Annotated in this window: 17 protein-coding genes and 1 tRNA gene; 16 read left to right on the top strand and 2 right to left on the bottom strand. The window is 54.5% G+C overall.

Going from position 1 to position 19,940, the window contains the following annotated elements; all coding sequences use genetic code 11:
• Positions 1–75: 75 nt before the first annotated feature.
• Positions 76–2,409, top strand: a complete 2,334-nt coding sequence (locus ACH1XZ_RS11355) for a molybdopterin guanine dinucleotide-containing S/N-oxide reductase (protein ID WP_395595647.1) — start codon at positions 76–78, stop codon at positions 2,407–2,409.
• Here ACH1XZ_RS11355 and ACH1XZ_RS11350 read toward each other — a convergent pair.
• Together ACH1XZ_RS11350 and tag are read right to left on the bottom strand one after the other, a co-directional pair.
• Positions 2,387–2,818, bottom strand: a complete 432-nt coding sequence (locus ACH1XZ_RS11350; RefSeq protein ID WP_395595646.1) for an N-acetyltransferase — start codon at positions 2,816–2,818, stop codon at positions 2,387–2,389. The genes ACH1XZ_RS11355 and ACH1XZ_RS11350 overlap by 23 nt on opposite strands.
• Positions 2,796–3,377: a DNA-3-methyladenine glycosylase I gene (tag, locus tag ACH1XZ_RS11345; RefSeq protein WP_395595645.1), complete on the bottom strand. Its 582-nt coding sequence runs from the start codon at positions 3,375–3,377 to the stop codon at positions 2,796–2,798. Before tag ends, ACH1XZ_RS11350 begins: the two co-directional genes overlap by 23 nt.
• Before the next feature lie 157 nt (positions 3,378–3,534).
• Here tag and ACH1XZ_RS11340 point away from each other — a divergent pair, with 157 nt between their 5' ends.
• From ACH1XZ_RS11340 to ACH1XZ_RS11270, 15 genes are all read left to right on the top strand, one after another.
• A complete protein-coding gene (locus tag ACH1XZ_RS11340) occupies positions 3,535–4,242 on the top strand; it encodes an autotransporter outer membrane beta-barrel domain-containing protein (RefSeq protein WP_395595644.1) in 708 nt (235 codons plus the stop codon).
• 171 nt (positions 4,243–4,413) lie between these two features.
• Positions 4,414–5,616, top strand: coding sequence for an L-lactate MFS transporter (locus tag ACH1XZ_RS11335; protein WP_395595643.1), 1,203 nt, complete (start codon positions 4,414–4,416; stop codon positions 5,614–5,616).
• Positions 5,617–5,828: 212 nt separating this feature from the next.
• Positions 5,829–7,520: a kdo(2)-lipid A phosphoethanolamine 7''-transferase gene (eptB, locus tag ACH1XZ_RS11330; protein ID WP_395595642.1), complete on the top strand. Its 1,692-nt coding sequence runs from the start codon at positions 5,829–5,831 to the stop codon at positions 7,518–7,520.
• Between the two features lie 80 nt (positions 7,521–7,600).
• Positions 7,601–7,677 (top strand) — tRNA-Pro (locus tag ACH1XZ_RS11325).
• Positions 7,678–8,322: 645 nt separating this feature from the next.
• Positions 8,323–9,930 (top strand): dipeptide ABC transporter periplasmic-binding protein DppA, encoded by a 1,608-nt coding sequence (gene dppA / locus ACH1XZ_RS11320; RefSeq protein ID WP_395595641.1) that lies wholly within the window; start codon positions 8,323–8,325, stop codon positions 9,928–9,930.
• A 160-nt stretch (positions 9,931–10,090) separates the two neighbouring features.
• Entirely contained in the window at positions 10,091–11,110 is a 1,020-nt protein-coding gene (dppB, locus tag ACH1XZ_RS11315; RefSeq protein ID WP_368299656.1) for a dipeptide ABC transporter permease DppB, read from the top strand.
• Positions 11,111–11,119: 9 nt separating this feature from the next.
• Positions 11,120–12,022, top strand: a complete 903-nt coding sequence (dppC, locus tag ACH1XZ_RS11310; protein ID WP_395595640.1) for a dipeptide ABC transporter permease DppC — start codon at positions 11,120–11,122, stop codon at positions 12,020–12,022.
• Between the two features lie 10 nt (positions 12,023–12,032).
• A complete protein-coding gene (gene dppD, locus ACH1XZ_RS11305) occupies positions 12,033–13,016 on the top strand; it encodes a dipeptide ABC transporter ATP-binding protein (protein WP_395595639.1) in 984 nt (327 codons plus the stop codon).
• A complete protein-coding gene (gene dppF, locus ACH1XZ_RS11300) occupies positions 13,013–14,023 on the top strand; it encodes a dipeptide ABC transporter ATP-binding subunit DppF (RefSeq protein WP_123650937.1) in 1,011 nt (336 codons plus the stop codon). Before dppD ends, dppF begins: the two co-directional genes overlap by 4 nt.
• A gap of 411 nt (positions 14,024–14,434) precedes the next feature.
• Positions 14,435–14,542: a type I toxin-antitoxin system toxin Ldr family protein gene (locus ACH1XZ_RS11295; RefSeq protein WP_395595638.1), complete on the top strand. Its 108-nt coding sequence runs from the start codon at positions 14,435–14,437 to the stop codon at positions 14,540–14,542.
• A gap of 426 nt (positions 14,543–14,968) precedes the next feature.
• Positions 14,969–15,076 (top strand): type I toxin-antitoxin system toxin Ldr family protein, encoded by a 108-nt coding sequence (locus ACH1XZ_RS11290; protein WP_115073682.1) that lies wholly within the window; start codon positions 14,969–14,971, stop codon positions 15,074–15,076.
• Positions 15,077–15,496: 420 nt separating this feature from the next.
• A complete protein-coding gene (locus ACH1XZ_RS11285) occupies positions 15,497–16,807 on the top strand; it encodes a DUF3289 family protein (RefSeq protein ID WP_395595637.1) in 1,311 nt (436 codons plus the stop codon).
• Positions 16,800–17,192 carry a DUF943 family protein gene (locus ACH1XZ_RS11280; protein ID WP_395595636.1) on the top strand — a complete coding sequence of 131 codons (393 nt, stop codon included), beginning with the start codon at positions 16,800–16,802 and terminating at the stop codon, positions 17,190–17,192. Before ACH1XZ_RS11285 ends, ACH1XZ_RS11280 begins: the two co-directional genes overlap by 8 nt.
• 899 nt (positions 17,193–18,091) lie before the next feature.
• A complete protein-coding gene (locus ACH1XZ_RS11275) occupies positions 18,092–19,402 on the top strand; it encodes a DUF3289 family protein (protein ID WP_395595635.1) in 1,311 nt (436 codons plus the stop codon).
• Positions 19,395–19,787 carry a DUF943 family protein gene (locus ACH1XZ_RS11270; RefSeq protein WP_395595634.1) on the top strand — a complete coding sequence of 131 codons (393 nt, stop codon included), beginning with the start codon at positions 19,395–19,397 and terminating at the stop codon, positions 19,785–19,787. The genes ACH1XZ_RS11275 and ACH1XZ_RS11270 overlap by 8 nt, the downstream gene beginning before the upstream one ends.
• The last annotated feature ends 153 nt before the right edge of the window (positions 19,788–19,940 follow it).

The raw sequence follows: 19,940 nt of genomic DNA, 5'->3' as shown, positions 1-19,940 counted from the left end.
GTCATTTTGTAAAAAACATTGAGCGATGAACAAAACATCGACGAACCACCTGCAACCGCTATCCAGGAGCACGCTTTGCCACACTCACCGACCACGAAAACTATCCTGACCGCCGCTCATTGGGGCCCTATGTTGGTTGAAACCGATGGCGAGCGCGTGCTCTCTTCGCGCGGCGCGCTGAAAACGTCGTTCGAGAACTCGTTGCAGAGCGTGGTGCGCGATCAGGTACACAGTAAAACGCGGGTGCGTTATCCGATGGTGCGTAAAGGATTTCTGGTTTCACCGAGCCGCCCGCAGGGGATTCGCGGGCAGGATGAATTTGTGCGGGTGAGTTGGGATGAGGCGCTGACGCTGATAGACCAGCAGCATCGTCGCATTCGCGAAAGCTATGGGCCGTCGTCGATTTTTGCGGGTTCCTACGGCTGGCGCTCTAACGGCGTGCTGCATAAGGCGGCGACGCTGCTCCAGCGTTACATGAGCCTGGCAGGCGGTTACACCGGGCATCTGGGCGATTACTCTACCGGCGCGGCGCAGGCAATCATGCCGCACGTGGTGGGCGGCAACGAGGTCTACCAGCAGCAGACCAGCTGGCCGATGGTGCTTGAGCATGCTGACGTGGTGGTGCTATGGAGCGCCAACCCGATGAATACGCTAAAGATTGCCTGGAACGCTTCCGATGAGCAGGGATTACCCTATTTTGAACAGTTGCGGAAAAGCGGCAAACGTCTGATCTGTATCGATCCGATGCGATCGGAAACCGTCGCGTTCTTCGGTGAGTCGATGGAGTGGGTAGCCCCGCATATGGGCACGGATGTGGCGCTGATGCTGGGCATTGCCCATACGCTTTTCGTCAATAACTGGCACGATATCGACTTTTTATCGCGCTGCACCACCGGTTTCCCAACGTTTGCTGAATATCTGCTGGGTAAAAGCGACGGCGAGGCGAAATCCGCCGAATGGGCGGCAGCAATTTGTGGTATTAGTGCGGATAAAATCCGCGAACTGGCGGATATTTTCCATAAAAATACCACCATGCTGATGTCCGGCTGGGGGATGCAGCGCCAGCAGTTTGGCGAGCAGAAACACTGGATGTTGGTGACGCTCGCCGCCATGCTGGGGCAGATTGGTACGCCGGGCGGCGGGTTTGGCCTCTCTTATCACTTCGCGAATGGCGGGAACCCGACGCGTCGCGCGGCGGTGCTGGCCTCGATGCAGGGTACGGTGAAAGGCGGCGTTGATGCCGTTGATAAAATCCCGGTAGCGCGCATCGTCGAGGCGCTGGAAAACCCCGGCGCACCGTACCAGCATAACGGGCTGGACCGCCACTTCCCGGATATTCGCTTTGTCTGGTGGGCGGGCGGCGCTAACTTTACCCATCATCAGGATACCAACCGGCTGATTCGCGCCTGGCAAAAACCGGAGCTGGTGGTCATTTCCGAATGCAACTGGACGGCAGCGGCGCGTCACGCCGATATCGTGCTGCCAGCCACCACCTCGTTTGAACGTAACGACCTCACCATGACCGGCGATTACAGTAATCAGCATCTGGTGCCAATGAAGCGGGTGGTGATGCCGCGTGATGAAGCTCGCGATGATTTTGAGGTGTTTGCCGACCTCAGCGAACGCTGGGAAACCGGCGGGCGGGCTCGCTTTACGGAGGAGAAGAGCGATCTCCAGTGGCTGGAAACCTTCTACCATATTGCCGGGCAGCGCGGCGCCAGCCAGCAGGTGACGCTGCCGCCGTTTGCCGAGTTCTGGCAGGCCAATGAACTGATTGAGATGCCGGAGAGCGAACAGAACGCCGCTTTTGTACGCTTTGGCGCGTTTCGCGCCGATCCCCAGGCGAACCCGCTGAGCACGCCGAGTGGCAAAATTGAGATTTATTCCGAGCGTATTGCCAGCTTCCAGTATCCCGACTGTCCGCCACACCCGATGTGGCTGGAGCCTGATGAATGGCACGGTAATGCCGAGCCGGAACAGCTTCAACTGCTCTCTGCACATCCCGCGCATCGCCTGCACAGCCAGCTCAACCATACGACGCTGCGTGAGCGCTATGCGGTCGCCGGGCGTGAGCCGTTAACGCTGCATCCGCAGGATGCGAAGGCGCGGCAGATTCAGGATGGCGATGTGGTGCGTGTCTGGAACCATCGTGGGCAGGTGTTAGCGGGAGCGGTAGTGAGCGAAGACATTAAGCCCGGCGTTGTCTGTCTGCACGAAGGGGCGTGGCCGGATTTAGACGTTGAGGCGGACGGTATCTGTAAAAATGGGGCGGTGAATGTCCTTACCAAAGATATCCCCAGCTCGCGGCTGGGGAATGGGTGCGCGGGAAACACGGCGCTGGCCTGGATTGAAAAATACACTGGCCCGACGCTTACGCTCACGGCGTTTAATCCGCCTGCCAACGCATAATCCAGGTAGGATGCCGGGTCTCGTCCTGCCACGCGCCGTCTTCAATACGAAACCCCTGCGCGTGGTAGAAATTCACCGCCCGGATGTTCTTCTGGTAGACCTCAAGGCTAAGGTCGGAAAAATGCTGCTTCGCCATGCTGAGCAGCGCACTGCCAATCCCTTGATGGAGCTGATTCGGGGCGACAAACAGCGCCCCAACGAAGCGCGAATCAATCACGCTGACAAAGCCCTGTAGCCGTTGTTCGTCCTCCCAGACCCAGGTTTCGGCCGCGGGGAGGTAGGTGTCGCGCACGATGGGCAGACTCTCTTGCCAGTATTGCTCGGCGATAAACGGATGCGCGTAGGTCGTGCTTTCCAGCCAGAGTCCCAGCAACGGCTCGAACTGGTTAGTGTTCCATTTTCTTATCATGCTGAACTCCTGGATGGCAGAAGCAGTGGGTGACGTGGTCATTGACCAGCCCACAAGCCTGCATGAAGGAATAACAAATTGTGGTGCCAACAAACTTAAAGCCGCGTTTTTTCAGCGCCTTAGACAATGCGTCAGACGCGGGCGTAGAGGTGGGAATTTCCCCGAGCGCGGCGGCCTGAGTGACAATGGGTACACCCTCGACGAACGACCAGACAAAATCGTTAAATGATTCGCCGTTGGCCTCCATTTCCAGAAATGCGCGGGCGTTACCGATAATGGCCTGAATTTTCCCACGATGACGGATGATACCGGCATCCAGCACCAGGCGTTCAACGTCGGCTTCGCTCATTGCCGCGACCTTAACCGGGTCGAAATGATGAAAAGCCTGGCGATAATTTTCGCGTTTTTTCAGCACGGTTATCCAGGAAAGCCCCGCCTGCTGACCCTCCAGACAGATCATCTCAAACAACTCCTGGTTATTTCGTTGGGGCACGCCCCATTCAGTATCGTGATACGCGATGTAAAGTGGATCCTGACTTACCCAACCGCAGCGTTGCATTTGATTCTCCCTGTTTTTGTTGATGGGTCACGCCTGGCAATAAAAGCCTGCACTTCGCTTGACGCTGATAAGAAAACAGTAATAGTTAATACAGGGAATTTTTTCCCTAAAAACATAACAATAATTGCCGAATCTGGCTCTTTAGTGGAGTCAATTAATGAATAATAAGAAATGCACTGGCTTCTGGCGATGTGTCGTGCCGGCATCGTGTTGCGCGTGGATGTTACTTTCCCCACATGCGAATGCCTGGCAACAGGAATATATCGTGTCTGATGCGCAAAGTAATACTACCGAGCGCTATACATGGGATAGCGATCACCAACCGCGCTACGATGATATCCTTGCTGAGCGTATTGATGCGTTGCAAGCGGGCGCCGGGCTCAATACGAGTCTCCCGGATAACAGCCCGCTGGATACCACCAAAACCATGAGTATCGGCTGGAATTTTCCGTTGACGGAAAGTATGACCATGGGGCCGGTCGCCACCTGGCACTACGACGGCTCACCGGGCTTTATGTGGAACGAATTTGGCGATACGGTGAATAGCGTTTCGCAAAACGATGCGCTGTGGCATGCGAGCGTAAGTACGCTGGGCTGGCGCGTTGATTCACATCCGTGGCAGGGTATCCGTCCATGGGCGCAGTTGAGCTATAACCAGCAGTTTGGTGAGAACCAATGGAAGGCGCAGTCCGGGCTCAACCGTACGCCAACCTCGGCTCAGGACGGAAATTGGGTTGATGTGACGCTGGGTGCGGATATGTTACTTAATTCACATCTGGCTGCCTATGCCGCACTTTCTCAGGCCGACAGCATGTCTGCCGGAACGAACTACTCCTACATGATGGGCGTGAGCGCGCGCTTCTGATCTACGATGTTTATCTGACAAAATCCAGCGGCGGCAGAATTTGGCAATGCCATTCATGCCGCCGCTGATGCATTTCATTCCGTCCTGAATGCAGTTCATGCCTTTTAAAACCCGCGAAAATGCTAACTTCGTTATCGTTGGCAGCAGTTAATTTAAGAAGGCATCATCATCATGAACGCTGCAACTAAAAATCATACCCGCTGGCTGACATTGTTCGGCACCATCATTACTCAATTCGCATTAGGTTCTGTTTATACCTGGAGCCTGTTCAACAGCGCATTGTCCACCAAGCTGGATGCATCCGTTAGCCAGGTGGCGTTCTCCTTTGGTCTGTTAAGTCTGGGCCTGGCACTTTCTTCTTCCGTTGCCGGTAAATTGCAGGAACGTTTTGGCGTGAAACGCGTCACCATGGCGTCCGGCATTCTGCTGGGCATCGGCTTCTTCCTGACGGCTCATGCTAACAACCTGATGATGCTGTGGCTGAGCGCAGGCGTGATTGTCGGCCTGGCGGATGGTGCGGGTTATTTACTGACGCTTTCCAACTGCGTGAAGTGGTTCCCGGAGCGTAAAGGCCTGATTTCCGCTTTCTCCATCGGTTCATATGGTTTAGGTAGCCTTGGTTTCAAATTCATCGATAGCCAACTGCTGGCAACCGTGGGGCTGGAAAAAACCTTTATGATCTGGGGCGCTATCGTACTGGTGATGATTGTCTTCGGTTCTATGCTGATGAAAGACGCACCGAATCAGCCTGTGAGCACGACGAATGGGGTTGTGGCGAATGACTTCACCCTGGCAGAATCCATGCGCAAACCACAGTACTGGATGCTGGCAGTGATGTTCCTGACCGCCTGTATGAGCGGCCTGTACGTCATCGGTGTTGCAAAAGATATTGCGCAGGGCATGGTGCATCTGGATCTGGCCACTGCTGCGAACGCGGTGACAGTTATCTCCATCGCTAACCTTAGCGGTCGTCTGGTGTTGGGTATCCTGTCTGACAAAATTGCCCGTATCCGCGTTATCACGATTGGTCAGGTTATCTCGCTGGTGGGTATGGCAGCACTGCTGTTCGCGCCGCTGAATGAAGTGACCTTCTTTGCGGCCATTGCCTGCGTCGCCTTTAACTTCGGTGGGACTATCACCGTCTTCCCATCGCTGGTCAGCGAATTCTTCGGTCTGAACAATCTGGCGAAAAACTACGGCGTTATTTACCTTGGCTTCGGTATCGGCAGCATCTGTGGTTCCCTGATTGCTTCAGTGTTCGGTGGGTTCTACGTCACTTTCTGCGTCATCTTCGCCCTGCTGATTCTTTCTCTGGCACTGTCTACAACGATTCGTCAGCCAAAAATCGAAGTTATGCAGGAAGCTCACGCTTAATTATTACCTTTCCTCCTAAGTAGATTCTGACCAAATATATTGTAAATATTTGGTCAGATCACATTCTCTCCGCATACTTTTCCCCTTTCTTGTTGTCTACTTACCGCGCTTGCATGTGATGCCTGTAATGGCATGACGCTTATATTAATTGGTCCATAAAGAATGTGATTTGGCACCGGTTTTTCTTTTTCCCTTTTTCCAGGGTTTTTTGAATGCGATATATAAAAGCGATGCGCCAGCAGACACTGAGTCTTCTGCTGGCGGTCTACATCGGCTGGTTTATGAATTTCTCCGTATTGTCCCGTCGGTTTGAGGGGTATTTACAGAATTTCAGTTTCGAGAAAGGTCTGTTCATCGTTATTGAGCTCGTCGGTACGCTGCTGGTGAGCTTCTTCTTATTCCGTGTGCTCTCTCTTGGGGGGCGTCGGTTGTGGAAGATACTGGCAACGCTGGTGGTGCTGATTTCCGCCGGTGCCAGCTATTACATGACCAACCTGAACGTTGTGATTGGCTATGGCATTGTGGCTTCGGTCATGACCACGGATGTCGATCTGTCGAAAGAGGTGGTGGGCTGGCACTTTATCAGCTGGCTGGTGCTAACCAGCATCGTACCGCTGGCTTTTATCTGGATTAACCAGGCGCGAGATACGCTGCTTTATCAACTGCGTACGCCGGGGCATCGTATTCGCGGCATCGCGGTGGTGCTGCTGTCGGCGCTGCTGGTCTGGGGACCGATTCGTCTGATGGAAGTCCATCTGAAGGAGACCGAGCGGCAGTCGCAGGTGGATCTACCGAGCTATGGTGGCGTCCTGGCGAACTCTTACCTCCCGAGTAACTGGGTGGCGGCGCTGGGGCTCTACGGCTGGACGCAGATTGATGAGTCTACCGATACTCGCGAACTGTTCGACCCGACGAAGAACTTCACCTACGTGGCGCCAAAGGATATTGATGATACCTATATGGTGTTTATCATCGGTGAAACCACCCGTTGGGATCACATGGGCCTGTTCGGCTACGCGCGTAATACCACGCCGGGGCTGGCAAAAGAGAAAAATCTGGTCGCGTTCCGCGGTTATTCCTGCGATACCGCCACCAAGCTTTCACTGCGCTGTATGTTTGTCCGTCAGGGCGGCGCGAGCGATAACCCGCAGCGTACGCTGAAAGAGCAGAACGTCTTTGCGGTGCTGCATCAGTTGGGTTTTACCGGCGACCTGCTGGCGATGCAAAGCGAGCTGTGGTTCTACAGCAACACGATGGCGAACAACATTGCCTATCGTGAGCAGATTGGCGCAGAGCCGCGTAACCGTGGTAAGAGCGTGGACGACATGCTGCTGGCCGATGAGCTGCAAAACGTGCTGGCGCGTCAGAGTGATACAGGGAAGCACCTTATTATCATCCATACCAAAGGCTCTCACTTTAACTACACCCAGCGCTACCCGCGTAACTTCGCGCAGTGGAAGCCTGAGTGCGTGAACGTGGACGATAAGTGTAGTAAGGCGGAGCTGATTAACTCCTACGACAACTCGATTACCTATATCGATCACTTCCTGGTGAACGTGTTCGATCAGCTGCGCGATAAGAAAGCGATAGTCTTCTTTGCCGCGGATCACGGCGAGTCGATTAACGAGCACGAACGTCTGCACGGTACGCCGCGCAAAATGGCGCCACCAGAGCAGTTCCGTGTGCCAATGATGGTCTGGATGTCGGATAAATATCTGCAAAACCCGGATCACGCGAAGTCGTTTGCCTACCTGCAACAGCAGGCGGCGATGAAGCAGCCAAAGCGTCACGTGGAGCTGTACGACACGATTATGGGTTGTCTGGGTTATACCTCGCCAGATGGCGGTATTAATGAATTCAACAACTGGTGCCATGTGCCTGAAGGCAAGAAAACGGCGCAGTGACGAGTTCTTCACCGAACAAAAGGCATGGGTTTAATAAGGGATTGACGCCCCAAAAACGCAGCAGTAAGATCTGCAGCGTACGGTGATTGGCGCAGCCTGGTAGCGCACTTCGTTCGGGACGAAGGGGTCGGAGGTTCAAATCCTCTATCACCGACCAGATTGGAAAGCCTGCTGAATAAGCAGGCTTTTTGCGTTTATAGCGTCTGGTAACGGGACAAGGTGTTTACGTTGGCTCCGGGGAATTCCCGGCGGTGCTTCGCTTTGCCGGGCTAGATGCTGCTTGTTCACAATTCTGTGACATATTCCATTGTATTTTCGTATGCATAGACGAATCTTTTTTTTCGCTGCTTATGACTAAGCTCAGCATTTTCCGCTGTGCGTTTTAACGTTCGCGGCATTAATCGCTCAGATTATCATCATATCGAAATAATTTTTTCACATAACGGCTAATTGTTAATCGCTGAATGTTGCAAATTATTAAGTGGATTACTCTGCCTTCTTGCCCATAGCATAAATTTCTCTGCTGAAAATAGTGCTTCGGGGTTTTTTTAATCTTTGCCCATCCATTCTCACCTTCAATACAAATCCCGGATAACTGTATTGACGTTTTCACATTCTATTGACAGATTGTAGGGCATGAGGGGCATTTCATGGAGAATCCGCACTGCAACTCAGATGTTCCAGTGAAAGGAATCCCTCGCCTCTAAATGCATCGACCCAGCCGGTTCAAAAATAAATAAGGTCAGGCGGTGTAACCCAATGCAAAGGGTAAAACAACACATAATCACATTGGAGCAGAATAATGAGTATTTCCTTGAAGAAGTCAGGGATGCTGAAGCTGGGTCTCAGCCTGGTCGCCATGACCGTTGCAGCCAGCGTACAGGCCAAAACCCTGGTTTATTGTTCAGAAGGCTCGCCGGAAGGCTTTAACCCACAGCTCTTTACGTCTGGTACCACCTACGATGCCAGCTCCGTACCTATCTATAACCGTCTGGTTGAATTCAAAACCGGCACCACGGAAGTGATTCCGGGTCTGGCTGAGAAATGGGACATCAGCCCGGACGGCAAAACCTATACCTTCCACCTGCGTCAGGGCGTGAAGTGGCAGGACAATAAAGATTTCAAACCAACGCGTGACGTGAACGCCGACGACATCGTCTTCTCCTTCGACCGTCAGAAAAACGCACAGAACCCGTACCATAAAGTCTCTGGCGGTAGCTATGAATACTTTGAAGGCATGGGCTTGCAAGACCTGATTAGCGAAGTGAAAAAAGTCGACGATCATACCGTTCAGTTCGTGCTGACTCGCCCAGAAGCGCCATTCCTGGCCGACCTGGCGATGGACTTCGCGTCTATTCTGTCAAAAGAATATGCTGACAACATGCTGAAGGCCGGCACGCCGGAGAAAGTTGACCTGAATCCAATCGGTACCGGTCCATTCCAGCTGGTTCAGTACCAGAAAGATTCCCGTATTCTGTACAAAGCCTTCCCGGGCTACTGGGGCACCAAGCCGCAGATCGATCGTCTGGTCTTCTCCATCACGCCTGACGCCTCTGTGCGTTATGCGAAGCTGCAGAAAAATGAGTGCCAGGTCATGCCGTATCCGAACCCGGCTGACATCGCGCGTATGAAAGAAGACAAGAACATCAACTTGATGGAACAGGCTGGCCTGAACGTCGGCTACCTTTCCTTCAACACCGAGAAAAAACCGTTTGATGACGTGAAAGTACGTCAGGCGTTGACCTACGCGGTGAACAAAGAAGCGATCATCAAAGCCGTTTATCAGGGTGCTGGCGTTGCGGCTAAGAACCTGATCCCGCCAACCATGTGGGGCTATAACGACGACGTCAAAGACTACAGCTACGATCCGGAAAAAGCCAAGGCGCTGCTGAAAGAAGCGGGCCAGGATAAAGGCTTCACCGTTGAGCTGTGGGCGATGCCGGTACAGCGTCCGTACAACCCGAACGCTCGCCGTATGGCCGAGATGATTCAGGCTGACTGGGCGAAGATCGGCGTACAGGCCAAAATTGTGACCTACGAGTGGGGCGAATACCTCAAGCGCGCGAAAGCAGGCGAGCACCAGGCGGTCATGATGGGCTGGACCGGCGACAATGGGGATCCGGATAACTTCTTCGCGACGCTGTTCAGCTGCGCGGCGGCGAAAGACGGTTCCAACTACTCTCGCTGGTGCTACAAGCCGTTTGAAGACTTGATTCAACCGGCACGTGCTACCGACGACCACAACAAACGCGTTGAGCTGTACAAACAGGCTCAGGTGGTGATGCACGATCAGGCTCCAGCGCTGATCATCGCTCACTCCACCGTATACGAGCCAGTGCGTAAAGAAGTCAAAGGCTATGTGGTTGATCCATTAGGCAAGCACCACTTCGACAACGTATCTATCGAATAATAAAGACGATGCCTTAACCGGCAGCGCAACGCTTCCTGCCCCCCTTGGGGTGGGAAGCTGCGCCGTATCTGCGCCTCTTGTGTTTAAGACTGGCGGCAGATTTGTGAGCAATACAGACGACCTGTGACCAGGCGGGCCGTCATTAGAGAGAATCAGGGTTATGTTGCAGTTCATCCTCAAACGATTGGGTCTGGTGATCCCGACGTTTATCGGTATCACCCTCCTCACGTTTGCCTTCGTGCATATGATCCCCGGCGATCCGGTGATGATTATGGCGGGCGAGCGTGGTATTTCCCCTGAGCGCCATGCCCAGCTTCTGGCCGAACTCGGCCTGGATAAGCCGATGTGGCAACAGTACCTCCACTATATCTGGGGCGTACTGCACGGTGACTTAGGCATTTCATTGAAAAGCCGACTCCCGGTGTGGGACGAGTTCGTGCCGCGCTTTAAAGCGACGCTGGAGCTCGGTATCTGCGCCATGATTTTCGCCATCGCCGTGGGTATCCCGGTGGGCGTTCTAGCCGCCGTTAAGCGCGGTTCCATCTTCGATCACACTGCTGTTGGCCTGGCGCTGACCGGCTACTCCATGCCGATTTTCTGGTGGGGCATGATGCTGATTATGCTGGTGTCGGTGCACTGGAACCTGACGCCGGTCTCCGGACGCGTCAGCGACATGGTATTCCTTGACGACTCCAACCCGCTAACCGGTTTTATGCTGATTGATACCGCTATCTGGGGCGACCCGGGCAACTTTATCGATGCGCTGGCGCACATGGTGTTGCCGGCGATTGTGCTCGGCACTATTCCGCTGGCGGTGATCGTGCGTATGACCCGCTCCTCTATGTTGGAAGTGCTGGGTGAAGACTATATCCGTACCGCGCGTGCCAAGGGGTTAACCCGTATGCGCGTGATCATCGTTCACGCCCTGCGTAACGCTATGCTGCCGGTGGTGACCGTTATCGGCCTGCAGGTGGGGACGCTGCTGGCGGGTGCGATTCTGACGGAAACCATCTTCTCCTGGCCGGGTCTCGGACGCTGGCTGATTGACGCGCTGCAACGCCGTGACTATCCGGTAGTGCAGGGTGGGGTGCTGCTGGTGGCGACGATGATTATTCTCGTCAACCTGCTGGTTGACCTGCTGTACGGCGTGGTGAACCCGCGTATTCGGCATAAGAAGTAAGGGGCCATCATGACACAAGTAACTGAAAACAAAACGGTGTCCGCACCGGTGCCAATGACCCCATTCCAGGAATTCTGGCACTATTTTAAGCGTAACAAGGGCGCGGTTGTCGGCCTGGTTTACGTGGTTATCGTATTGGTTATCGCTATCTTCGCTAACTGGCTCGCGCCGTATAACCCGGCAGACCAATTCCGCGATACGCTGCTTGCGCCACCGGCGTGGCAGGAAGGCGGTACGTGGGCGCATCTGTTTGGTACCGATGACGTGGGCCGCGACGTGCTGTCCCGCCTGATGTACGGCGCGCGTCTGTCGCTGCTGGTGGGCTGTCTGGTGGTGGTGCTGTCGTTGATTATGGGTGTGGTGTTGGGGCTAATTGCAGGCTACTTCGGCGGCCTCGTCGATAACATCATCATGCGCGTCGTCGACATTATGCTGGCACTGCCGAGCCTGCTGCTGGCGCTGGTGCTGGTGGCTATCTTCGGCCCATCTATTGGTAACGCCGCGCTGGCGCTGACCTTTGTCGCCTTACCGCACTACGTCCGTTTAACCCGCGCCGCCGTGCTGGTGGAGGTTAACCGCGACTACGTGACCGCGTCTCGCGTGGTGGGTGCCGGGGCGATGCGTCAGATGTTCGTCAATATTTTCCCAAACTGCCTTGCGCCGCTGATTGTTCAGGCCTCGCTCGGTTTCTCTAACGCCATTCTCGATATGGCTGCCCTCGGCTTCCTGGGGATGGGCGCACAGCCGCCTACGCCGGAGTGGGGCACCATGCTCTCTGACGTACTGCAATTTGCACAAAGCGCTTGGTGGGTGGTGACCTTCCCAGGGCTGGCGATCCTGCTGACGGTACTGGCGTTTAACCTGATGGGTGACGGTCTGCGTGACGCGCTCGATCCCAAACTGAAGCAGTAAGGGGATCGAGATGGCGTTATTAAATGTAGATAAATTATCGGTGCACTTCGGCGACGAAGGCACACCGTTTAAAGCCGTAGACCGCGTGAGCTACAGCGTAAATCAGGGTGAGGTTGTCGGCATCGTTGGCGAATCCGGCTCGGGCAAATCCGTTAGCTCGCTGGCGATTATGGGGCTGATTGATTATCCCGGCCGCGTGATGGCCGAAAACCTGCTGTTCAACGGTCAAGATCTGAAGCGTATCTCTGAGAAAGAGCGTCGAAACGTGGTGGGCGCCGAAGTGGCGATGATCTTCCAGGACCCGATGACCAGCCTCAACCCGTGCTACACCGTGGGCTTCCAGATTATGGAAGCCATCAAGGTGCACCAGGGCGGTAATAAGAGTACGCGCCGTCAGCGTGCCATCGATCTGCTTAATCAGGTGGGTATTCCGGACCCGGCCTCGCGTCTCGACGTGTATCCGCACCAACTCTCCGGTGGGATGAGCCAGCGCGTGATGATCGCCATGGCGATTGCCTGTCGTCCGAAGCTGCTGATTGCCGATGAACCGACAACCGCGCTGGACGTGACCATTCAGGCGCAGATCATCGAGCTGCTGCTGGAGCTTCAGCAGAAAGAGAACATGGCGCTGATCCTGATCACTCACGATCTGGCGCTGGTGGCCGAAGCCGCGCACAAAATCATCGTGATGTACGCCGGTCAGGTTGTGGAGACAGGCGCTGCGGGTGATATCTTCCGCGCCCCGCGTCATCCTTACACCCAGGCGCTGCTGCGCGCGCTGCCGGAATTTGCGCAGGATAAAGCGCGCCTGGCATCGCTTCCGGGTGTGGTACCGGGCAAATACGACCGTCCGAATGGCTGTCTGCTGAACCCGCGTTGCCCGTATGCGACGGATAAATGTCGCAGCGTAGAGCCTGAGCTGAACACCGTTGACGGTGCTCGCCAGTCGAAATGTCACTACCCACTCGATGATGCCGGGAGGCCCACACTATGAGTACGCACGAGGCCACCTCGCAGCAGCCGCTGCTGCAGGCAATTGACCTGAAAAAACACTACCCGGTGAAGAAGGGGATGTTCGCCCCGGAACGCCTGGTGAAAGCGCTGGACGGCGTGTCATTCACCCTGGAACGCGGCAAAACGCTGGCGGTCGTCGGGGAATCCGGCTGCGGTAAATCGACGCTGGGTCGTCTGCTGACGATGATTGAAACGCCGAGCGGCGGTGAGCTTTACTATCAGGGGCAGGATCTGCTCAAGCACGACCCGCACGCGCAGAAACTGCGTCGGCAGAAAATCCAGATTGTGTTCCAGAACCCGTATGGCTCGCTGAACCCACGTAAAAAAGTGGGGCAGATTCTGGAAGAACCGCTGTTGATTAACACCTCGCTCAGCAAAGAACAACGCCGTGAAAAAGCGTTGGCGATGATGGCGAAAGTGGGCTTGAAAACCGAGCACTACGACCGCTATCCGCATATGTTCTCCGGTGGCCAGCGTCAGCGTATTGCGATCGCCCGTGGTTTGATGCTTGACCCGGACGTAGTGATTGCCGATGAACCGGTCTCCGCGCTCGACGTATCCGTTCGTGCACAGGTGCTGAACCTGATGATGGATTTGCAGCAGGAACTGGGGTTGTCCTATGTCTTTATCTCCCACGACCTGTCGGTCGTAGAGCATATTGCCGATGAAGTGATGGTGATGTATCTGGGGCGCTGCGTGGAGAAGGGAACGAAGGACCAGATCTTCAATAACCCGCGTCACCCGTACACCCAGGCTTTGCTCTCAGCGACCCCGCGTCTGAATCCGGACGACCGCCGCGAGCGCATCAAACTGACCGGTGAGCTGCCAAGCCCGCTGAATCCACCACCGGGCTGTGCGTTTAACGCCCGCTGCCGCCGCCGCTTTGGCCAGTGCACGCAGCTGCAGCCGCAGCTGAAAGAGTATGGCGGTCAGTTGGTCGCGTGTTTCGCGGTCGATCAGGATGAGAATCCAGAGAAAACCGCGTAACCGGATACTCATCAGCTATAAACAGAGCCGCAGAGATAAAACCCTGCGGCTTTTTTGTATTTGTAGCCCGGGCAAGGCGTTTACGCCGCCCCCGGGGGCTGCTCGGTGCTTATCTCTGCATCGATTCCCGGCGTCGCTGCGCTCGGCCAGGCTACGTGCGGGTCGGGCGCTATTCTGAAAATGGGGTGGCGACGGCGAGTTGCGGGGCGGATTGCAGTAGTATCGTCGCCAAGCCGGGACTCCCGGTGAGGCGCAATGTTGCGGGGGCTTGATCCCCGGTGGCATAAGTTGCTGGAAAGAGAAAACCCCCGCACGTTGTTTGGTATAAACCAGCAACATAACGGGGGCCATTCTTTGACTCGCAAACAAAGGATAGCCGCGAACTGTTGCTATTGCAACCAAGGCGGCTACATGACGCTCGCAGAACTTGGCGTGCTTTTCTGGCACGATCTGGCAGCTCCGATAGCGGTGGGAATTATCACCAGCGCAATTCTGAACTGGTGGCGTAACCGGAAATAACGCTAACTGACGGGCGTCTTTCCGCCGCAGTGGCAGCATGCGCCCGAACCGGGCCGCAGGGGTAAAATCCTGCGGCCTTTTTCGTATTGGTAACCCGGGCGAGGTGTTTACGCCGACCCCGGGGCGGCTCGGAGCTCATCCCTGCGTCGCTTCACTCGGCCAGGCTACGTGCGGGTCGGGTGCTATTCTGAAAATGGGGTGGCGACGGCGAGTTGCGGGGCGGATTGCAGTAGTATCGTCGCCAAGCCGGGACTCCCGGTGAGGCGCAATGTTGCGGGGGCTTAATCCCCGGCGGCATCGGTTGCTGGAAAGAGAAAACCCCCGCACGTTGTTTGGTATAAACCAGCAACATAACGGGGGCCATTCACTTGCCTCAACACCAAGAGAATAGCCGCGAACTGTTGCTATTGCAACCAAGGCGGCTACATGACGCTCGCAGAACTTGGCGTGCTTTTCTGGCACGATCTGGCAGCTCCGATAGCGGTGGGAATTATCACCAGCGCAATTCTGAGCTGGTGGCGTAACCGGAAATAACGCTAACTGACGGGCGTCTGTCCGCCGCAGTGGCAGCATGCGCCCGAACCGGGCCGCAGGGATAAAACCCTGCGGCCTTTTTCGTATTGATAGCCTGGGCGAGGCATTTATGCCGACCCCGGGGCGGCTCGGTGCTTATCTCTGCATCGATTCCCGGCGTCGCTGCGCTCGGCCGGGCTACGCGAGTGTCGGCGCTATTCTGAAAATGGGATGTCGACGGCGAGTTGAGAAGCGGATTGCAGTAGTATCGTCGCCAAGCCGGGGTTCCCGGTGAGGCGCAATGTTGCGGGGGCTTGATCCCCGGCGGCATAAGTTGCTGGAAAGAGAAAACCCCCGCACATTGCGGGCAACGGGCGCTATGGTAAATCCCTGTCGCTCAGGGAGTATGATTACCATACAACTTACAGGGAGTTATGGCAGATGGCTGGAGTAGCAAGAAAAGGGGATATCACAAAAGGTCACGGTTGTTTCCCGGATACGCTGATTGTCGAAGGCAGTCCGGATGTGTTTATCAACGGCCAGCCTGCCGTGCGCTTAGGTGATGCGGTTGCCCCACACAGTTGTACCTGTGGAAACGGCTGCGGGACGCATTCACGCTCGATTTCGGAAGGTGCGCCGACGGCCTTCATCAACGGCAAGCCTGCCGTCATCGTCGGGCACGGTATCAGTTGCGGTGGCGTGGTGATTTCCGGCAGTAATAACGTCTTTATTGGTAATACGCCATACAAATCACTGGTGCATGAGTGCGGCAAGCAGGCAGCCCTGCAACGTTCTCCACTGCTGGCGCTCTCTCCGATGCTCGATGCTGATATACCCGAACCTGAGCAGCACGCACAGGCCGCGAAAAACCCCCGCCCGGAGCCGATGCCGTTGCCTGCGCTGATTTACCAGACCACGCACCAGATGGATGACTATGAAGCGGGGGACATGCATCACGGTGATCTGGATGCACTGACGCTGCGAAATAAGCTGAACATCGATGTGGATACGGTATCCGCCAGGGTCAATGCCCGGACGCTCAGACTGCTTAATCAGCCCAACCCCTACATGATGCCATCTCCAAATGCTATCGCGGCAATACCTGAACAGATGCCAGCGGTAAGCCGCGAGCAGGCTGTTGTACTCATGTTTGATGAGTTCCGGGAGCTGGCGAAACTGTACTCTTTCCATGGTCCGTATAAACACATCATCACCGGGATGATTGACCACATGCAGGATAACACCGGAACGCCATACAGCAGCCCGCTACTCGATCAGGCTCTGAAAGAGCAAATTCTGAATGACCATTCAGAGACAAGTTCTTTGCTAAAAATTAACGGTGTTCTGCGTGACGCAATCAATTATGAATATGGCTTTATTCCGCTCAGCCAGAAAGGCAATATTTTTGACGAAAAAGGTAATTTTAAGGAAGTTAATACGGCTGTATTGCCTAAATTCGACAGGAAGATAGATTACACCAACGGGCTGGTGATCACTGTTCACGATACCTGGTCGACGCATATCACGCTGGAATCTCTGGTGGTTGAGGGAGACAGCTACCGGGCAAAAGTGCATTACCGTATTCAGGATCACTTTGGCCTAGATGACGATGATGTACTGAATCCGGTATACCGGGAGTTCCGTATTTTCCGCCTGTGGTTTGCGCTTCAGCGCTGGGATAAATACGGCTATAAGCCGTTTATCACCGAGATGAATGCGACCGTAGAAATTAGCGGGAGGCGGGGTGAATAAGCGACTGATTACCGGTGTGATTGCAGTGGCTGCTTGCGGTTATTTGCTCTGGCAGTCTCTGAGGCCGGTTGAGATTGTGGCTGTGCATAAAGACGATATTATTCTGGTCAGGCATTTCCCCTATCTGAAAAGTCGTCAGATTGCCTGGTGGGAAGCTAATAAGGGCATGATTCAGGCTAAGTATGGGATTCCTCATAAGTCAGAGGATGGTTACTACAGCGTTAACATCATGGATTTTGGGGATGGTTACCGAGTTGATCGGGGAACTGATGAAGACTCTGACTTGCTGTGCTTCGATGATATGAAGGTTGCGGCACAATGCATTGAAAAAAAACCGCTTCGTTGGATTGGGTGGAGTCAGAATTCAGGGCAGTTTTATCGATAGTCTCACTCACTTCAAAAAGGATCTTCTTGAGACCCTTTTTTTTCGCGCGTAATTTCTTGCCCTGTAAACGAAAAAACCGCCCAGCAAGGCGGCTTTTTCGAAGGATCTTAGTGTCAGCAAACACTTTGAACCTGTGGTAACTGGCTTGGTGGAGCGCAGATACCAAATACTGTCCTTTCAGTGTAGCCGCAGTCGGGCTGAACGGGGGGATCTTGCTTACAGCCCAGCCTGGAGCGAACTGCCTAACCGGAACGGGGGCGTGGTTATTTGGGTAAGGCCTCCACCACAACACGTAGACCGTATGGCGGGAACAGGAGAGCGCAAGAGGGAGCGACCCATTGGAAACAGTGGGGATCTTAATAGTCCTGTCAGGTTTCGTCACCGCTGACGGATTTCATGGTTGAGCCTCACGGCTCCCACAGATGCACAGAAAAAGCGTCTGTTTGGTTGGCTGCGTTTACGGTAGCTACGGGATAAAACAGGCAACAAACCACCCGAAAAGCCACCGGAAACGCACCTGATAAATTTTACCCGATTGCATAGCCATGCAGCCAGATGCATCGGCGCCCGTTTCGTCGAAAAATGGCAGGGTAAGCGGCGTTTAGCCGCGAACTTTATCCCGGCATCGATTCCCGGCGTCGCTGCGCTCGGCCGGGCTACGCGAGTGTCGGCGCTATTCTGAAAATGGGATGTCGACGGCGAGTTGAGAAGCGGATTGCAGCAGTATCGTCGCCAAGCCGGGGTTCCCGGTGAGGCGCAATGTTGCGGGGGCTTGATCCCCGGCGACATAAGTTGCTGGAAAGAGAAAACCCCCGCACATTGCGGGCAACGGGCGCTATGGTAAATCCCTGTCGCTCAGGGAGTATGATTACCATACAACTTACAGGGAGTTATGGCAGATGGCTGGAGCAGCAAGAAAAGGGGATATCACAAAAGGTCACGGTTGTTTCCCGGATACGCTGATTGTCGAAGGCAGTCCGGATGTGTTTATCAACGGTCAGCCTGCCGTGCGCTTGGGTGATGCGGTTGCCCCACACAGTTGTACCTGTGGAAACGGCTGCGGGACGCATTCACGCTCGATTTCGGAAGGTGCGCCGACGGTCTTCATCAACGGCAAGCCTGCCGTCATCGTCGGGCACGGTATCAGTTGCGGTGGCGTGGTGATTTCCGGCAGTAATAACGTCTTTATTGGTAATACGCCATACAAATCACTGGTGCATGAGTGCGGCAAGCAGGCAGCCCTGCAACGTTCTCCACTGCTGGCGCTCTCTCCGATGCTCGATGCTGATATACCCGAACCTGAGCAGCACGCACAGGCCGCGAAAAACCCCCGCCCGGAGCCGATGCCGTTGCCTGCGCTGATTTACCAGACCACGCACCAGATGGATGACTATGAAGCGGGGGATATGCATCACGGTGATCTGGATGCACTGACGCTGCGAAATAAGCTGAACATCGATGTGAATACGGTATCCGCCAGGGTCAATGCCCGGACGCTCAGACTGCTTAATCAGCCCAATCCCTACATGATGCCATCTCCAAATGCTATCGCGGCAATACCTGAACAGTTGCCAGCGGTAAGCCGCCATCAGGCTGTTGTACTCATGTTTGATGAGTTCCGGGAACTGGCGAAGCTGTACTCCTTCCACGGTCCGTATAAGAACATCATCACTGAGATGATTGACCACATGCAGGAGAACTCCGGCACACCCTATAGCAGCCCGCTGCTGGACAGGGCGCTGAAAGAGCAGATCCTGAGTGACGATTCAGAACAAAGCACGTTGTTGAGGATCAAAACCGTTCTGAATAAGTCTGTTAATTACGAGTATGGTTTTATCCCGTTGAATAAAAAGGGTGAGTTGTTCGATGAAAAGGGGAATTTTAAGGACTTAAGTAGGACTGTCCTACCTAAGTTTGACCACCTGGTTGACCGTACTAACGGGCTGGTAATTACCGTCCATGATACCTGGTCTACGCATATCACGCTGGAGTCTCTGGAGGTTACTGGGGGTAGCTACCGGGCAAAAGTGCATTACCGAATTCAGGATCACTTTGGCCTCGATGATGATGATGTTCTGAATCCGGTATACCGGGAGTTCCGTATTTTCCGCCTGTGGTTTGCGCTTCAGCGCTGGGATGAATACGGCTATAAACCGTTTATCACAGAGATGAACGCTACTGTGGAAATCAGCGGGGCGCGGGGTGAATAAGAGACTAATAGCGGGGATTGTGGCTGCTGCTACCTGTGGTTATATGTTGTGGCAGTATCTGACTCCCGTTGAAATTGTGGCTGTTCATGACGGTAATACGATACTTGTCAGGCATTTTCCGTACCTGAAAAGCCGCCAGATAGCCTGGTGGGAAACCAATCGAGACATTATCCAGGCTAAGTATGGGATACCTCACAAATACGGTGATGGTAGTTATGGTGTTGTAATTATGGACTTTGGGGATGGATATCGTATCGACAGAGGTACGGACCAGGATTCGGATCTGCTGTGCTTCGATGAAATGGCCGTAGATGCACGATGTATCGAAAAACATCCTCGTCTATGGATTGATAGGAGCCCAAATACAGGGCTGCTTTATCGATAGGTGCACACTTTTCAAAAAGGATCTTCTTGAGATCTTTTTTTCGCGCGTAATCTCTTGCCCTGTAAACGAAAAAACCGCCCAGCAAGGCGGCTTTTTCGAAGGATCTTAGTGTCAGCAAACACTTTGAATCTGTGATAACTGGCTTGGTGGAGC

The sequence above is a fragment of the Kluyvera chengduensis genome (assembly GCF_044197065.1).
Classification (GTDB): domain Bacteria; phylum Pseudomonadota; class Gammaproteobacteria; order Enterobacterales; family Enterobacteriaceae; genus Kluyvera; species Kluyvera ascorbata_C.
Note: the sequence above shows the minus strand (reverse complement) of the source record. Positions and strands in the feature narration are given on the sequence as shown.

Excerpts from the sequence above, each read along its gene's own strand:
- ACH1XZ_RS11350 (WP_395595646.1), bottom strand. The coding sequence starts at position 2,818 with ATGATAAGAAAATGGAACACTAACCAGTTCGAGCCGTTGCTGGGACTC.
- tag (WP_395595645.1), bottom strand. The coding sequence starts at position 3,377 with ATGCAACGCTGCGGTTGGGTAAGTCAGGATCCACTTTACATCGCGTAT.
- ACH1XZ_RS11340 (WP_395595644.1), top strand. The coding sequence starts at position 3,535 with ATGAATAATAAGAAATGCACTGGCTTCTGGCGATGTGTCGTGCCGGCA.
- ACH1XZ_RS11335 (WP_395595643.1), top strand. The coding sequence starts at position 4,414 with ATGAACGCTGCAACTAAAAATCATACCCGCTGGCTGACATTGTTCGGC.
- eptB (WP_395595642.1), top strand. The coding sequence starts at position 5,829 with ATGCGATATATAAAAGCGATGCGCCAGCAGACACTGAGTCTTCTGCTG.
- dppA (WP_395595641.1), top strand. The coding sequence starts at position 8,323 with ATGAGTATTTCCTTGAAGAAGTCAGGGATGCTGAAGCTGGGTCTCAGC.
- dppB (WP_368299656.1), top strand. The coding sequence starts at position 10,091 with ATGTTGCAGTTCATCCTCAAACGATTGGGTCTGGTGATCCCGACGTTT.
- dppC (WP_395595640.1), top strand. The coding sequence starts at position 11,120 with ATGACACAAGTAACTGAAAACAAAACGGTGTCCGCACCGGTGCCAATG.
- dppD (WP_395595639.1), top strand. The coding sequence starts at position 12,033 with ATGGCGTTATTAAATGTAGATAAATTATCGGTGCACTTCGGCGACGAA.
- dppF (WP_123650937.1), top strand. The coding sequence starts at position 13,013 with ATGAGTACGCACGAGGCCACCTCGCAGCAGCCGCTGCTGCAGGCAATT.
- ACH1XZ_RS11295 (WP_395595638.1), top strand. The coding sequence starts at position 14,435 with ATGACGCTCGCAGAACTTGGCGTGCTTTTCTGGCACGATCTGGCAGCT.
- ACH1XZ_RS11290 (WP_115073682.1), top strand. The coding sequence starts at position 14,969 with ATGACGCTCGCAGAACTTGGCGTGCTTTTCTGGCACGATCTGGCAGCT.
- ACH1XZ_RS11285 (WP_395595637.1), top strand. The coding sequence starts at position 15,497 with ATGGCTGGAGTAGCAAGAAAAGGGGATATCACAAAAGGTCACGGTTGT.
- ACH1XZ_RS11275 (WP_395595635.1), top strand. The coding sequence starts at position 18,092 with ATGGCTGGAGCAGCAAGAAAAGGGGATATCACAAAAGGTCACGGTTGT.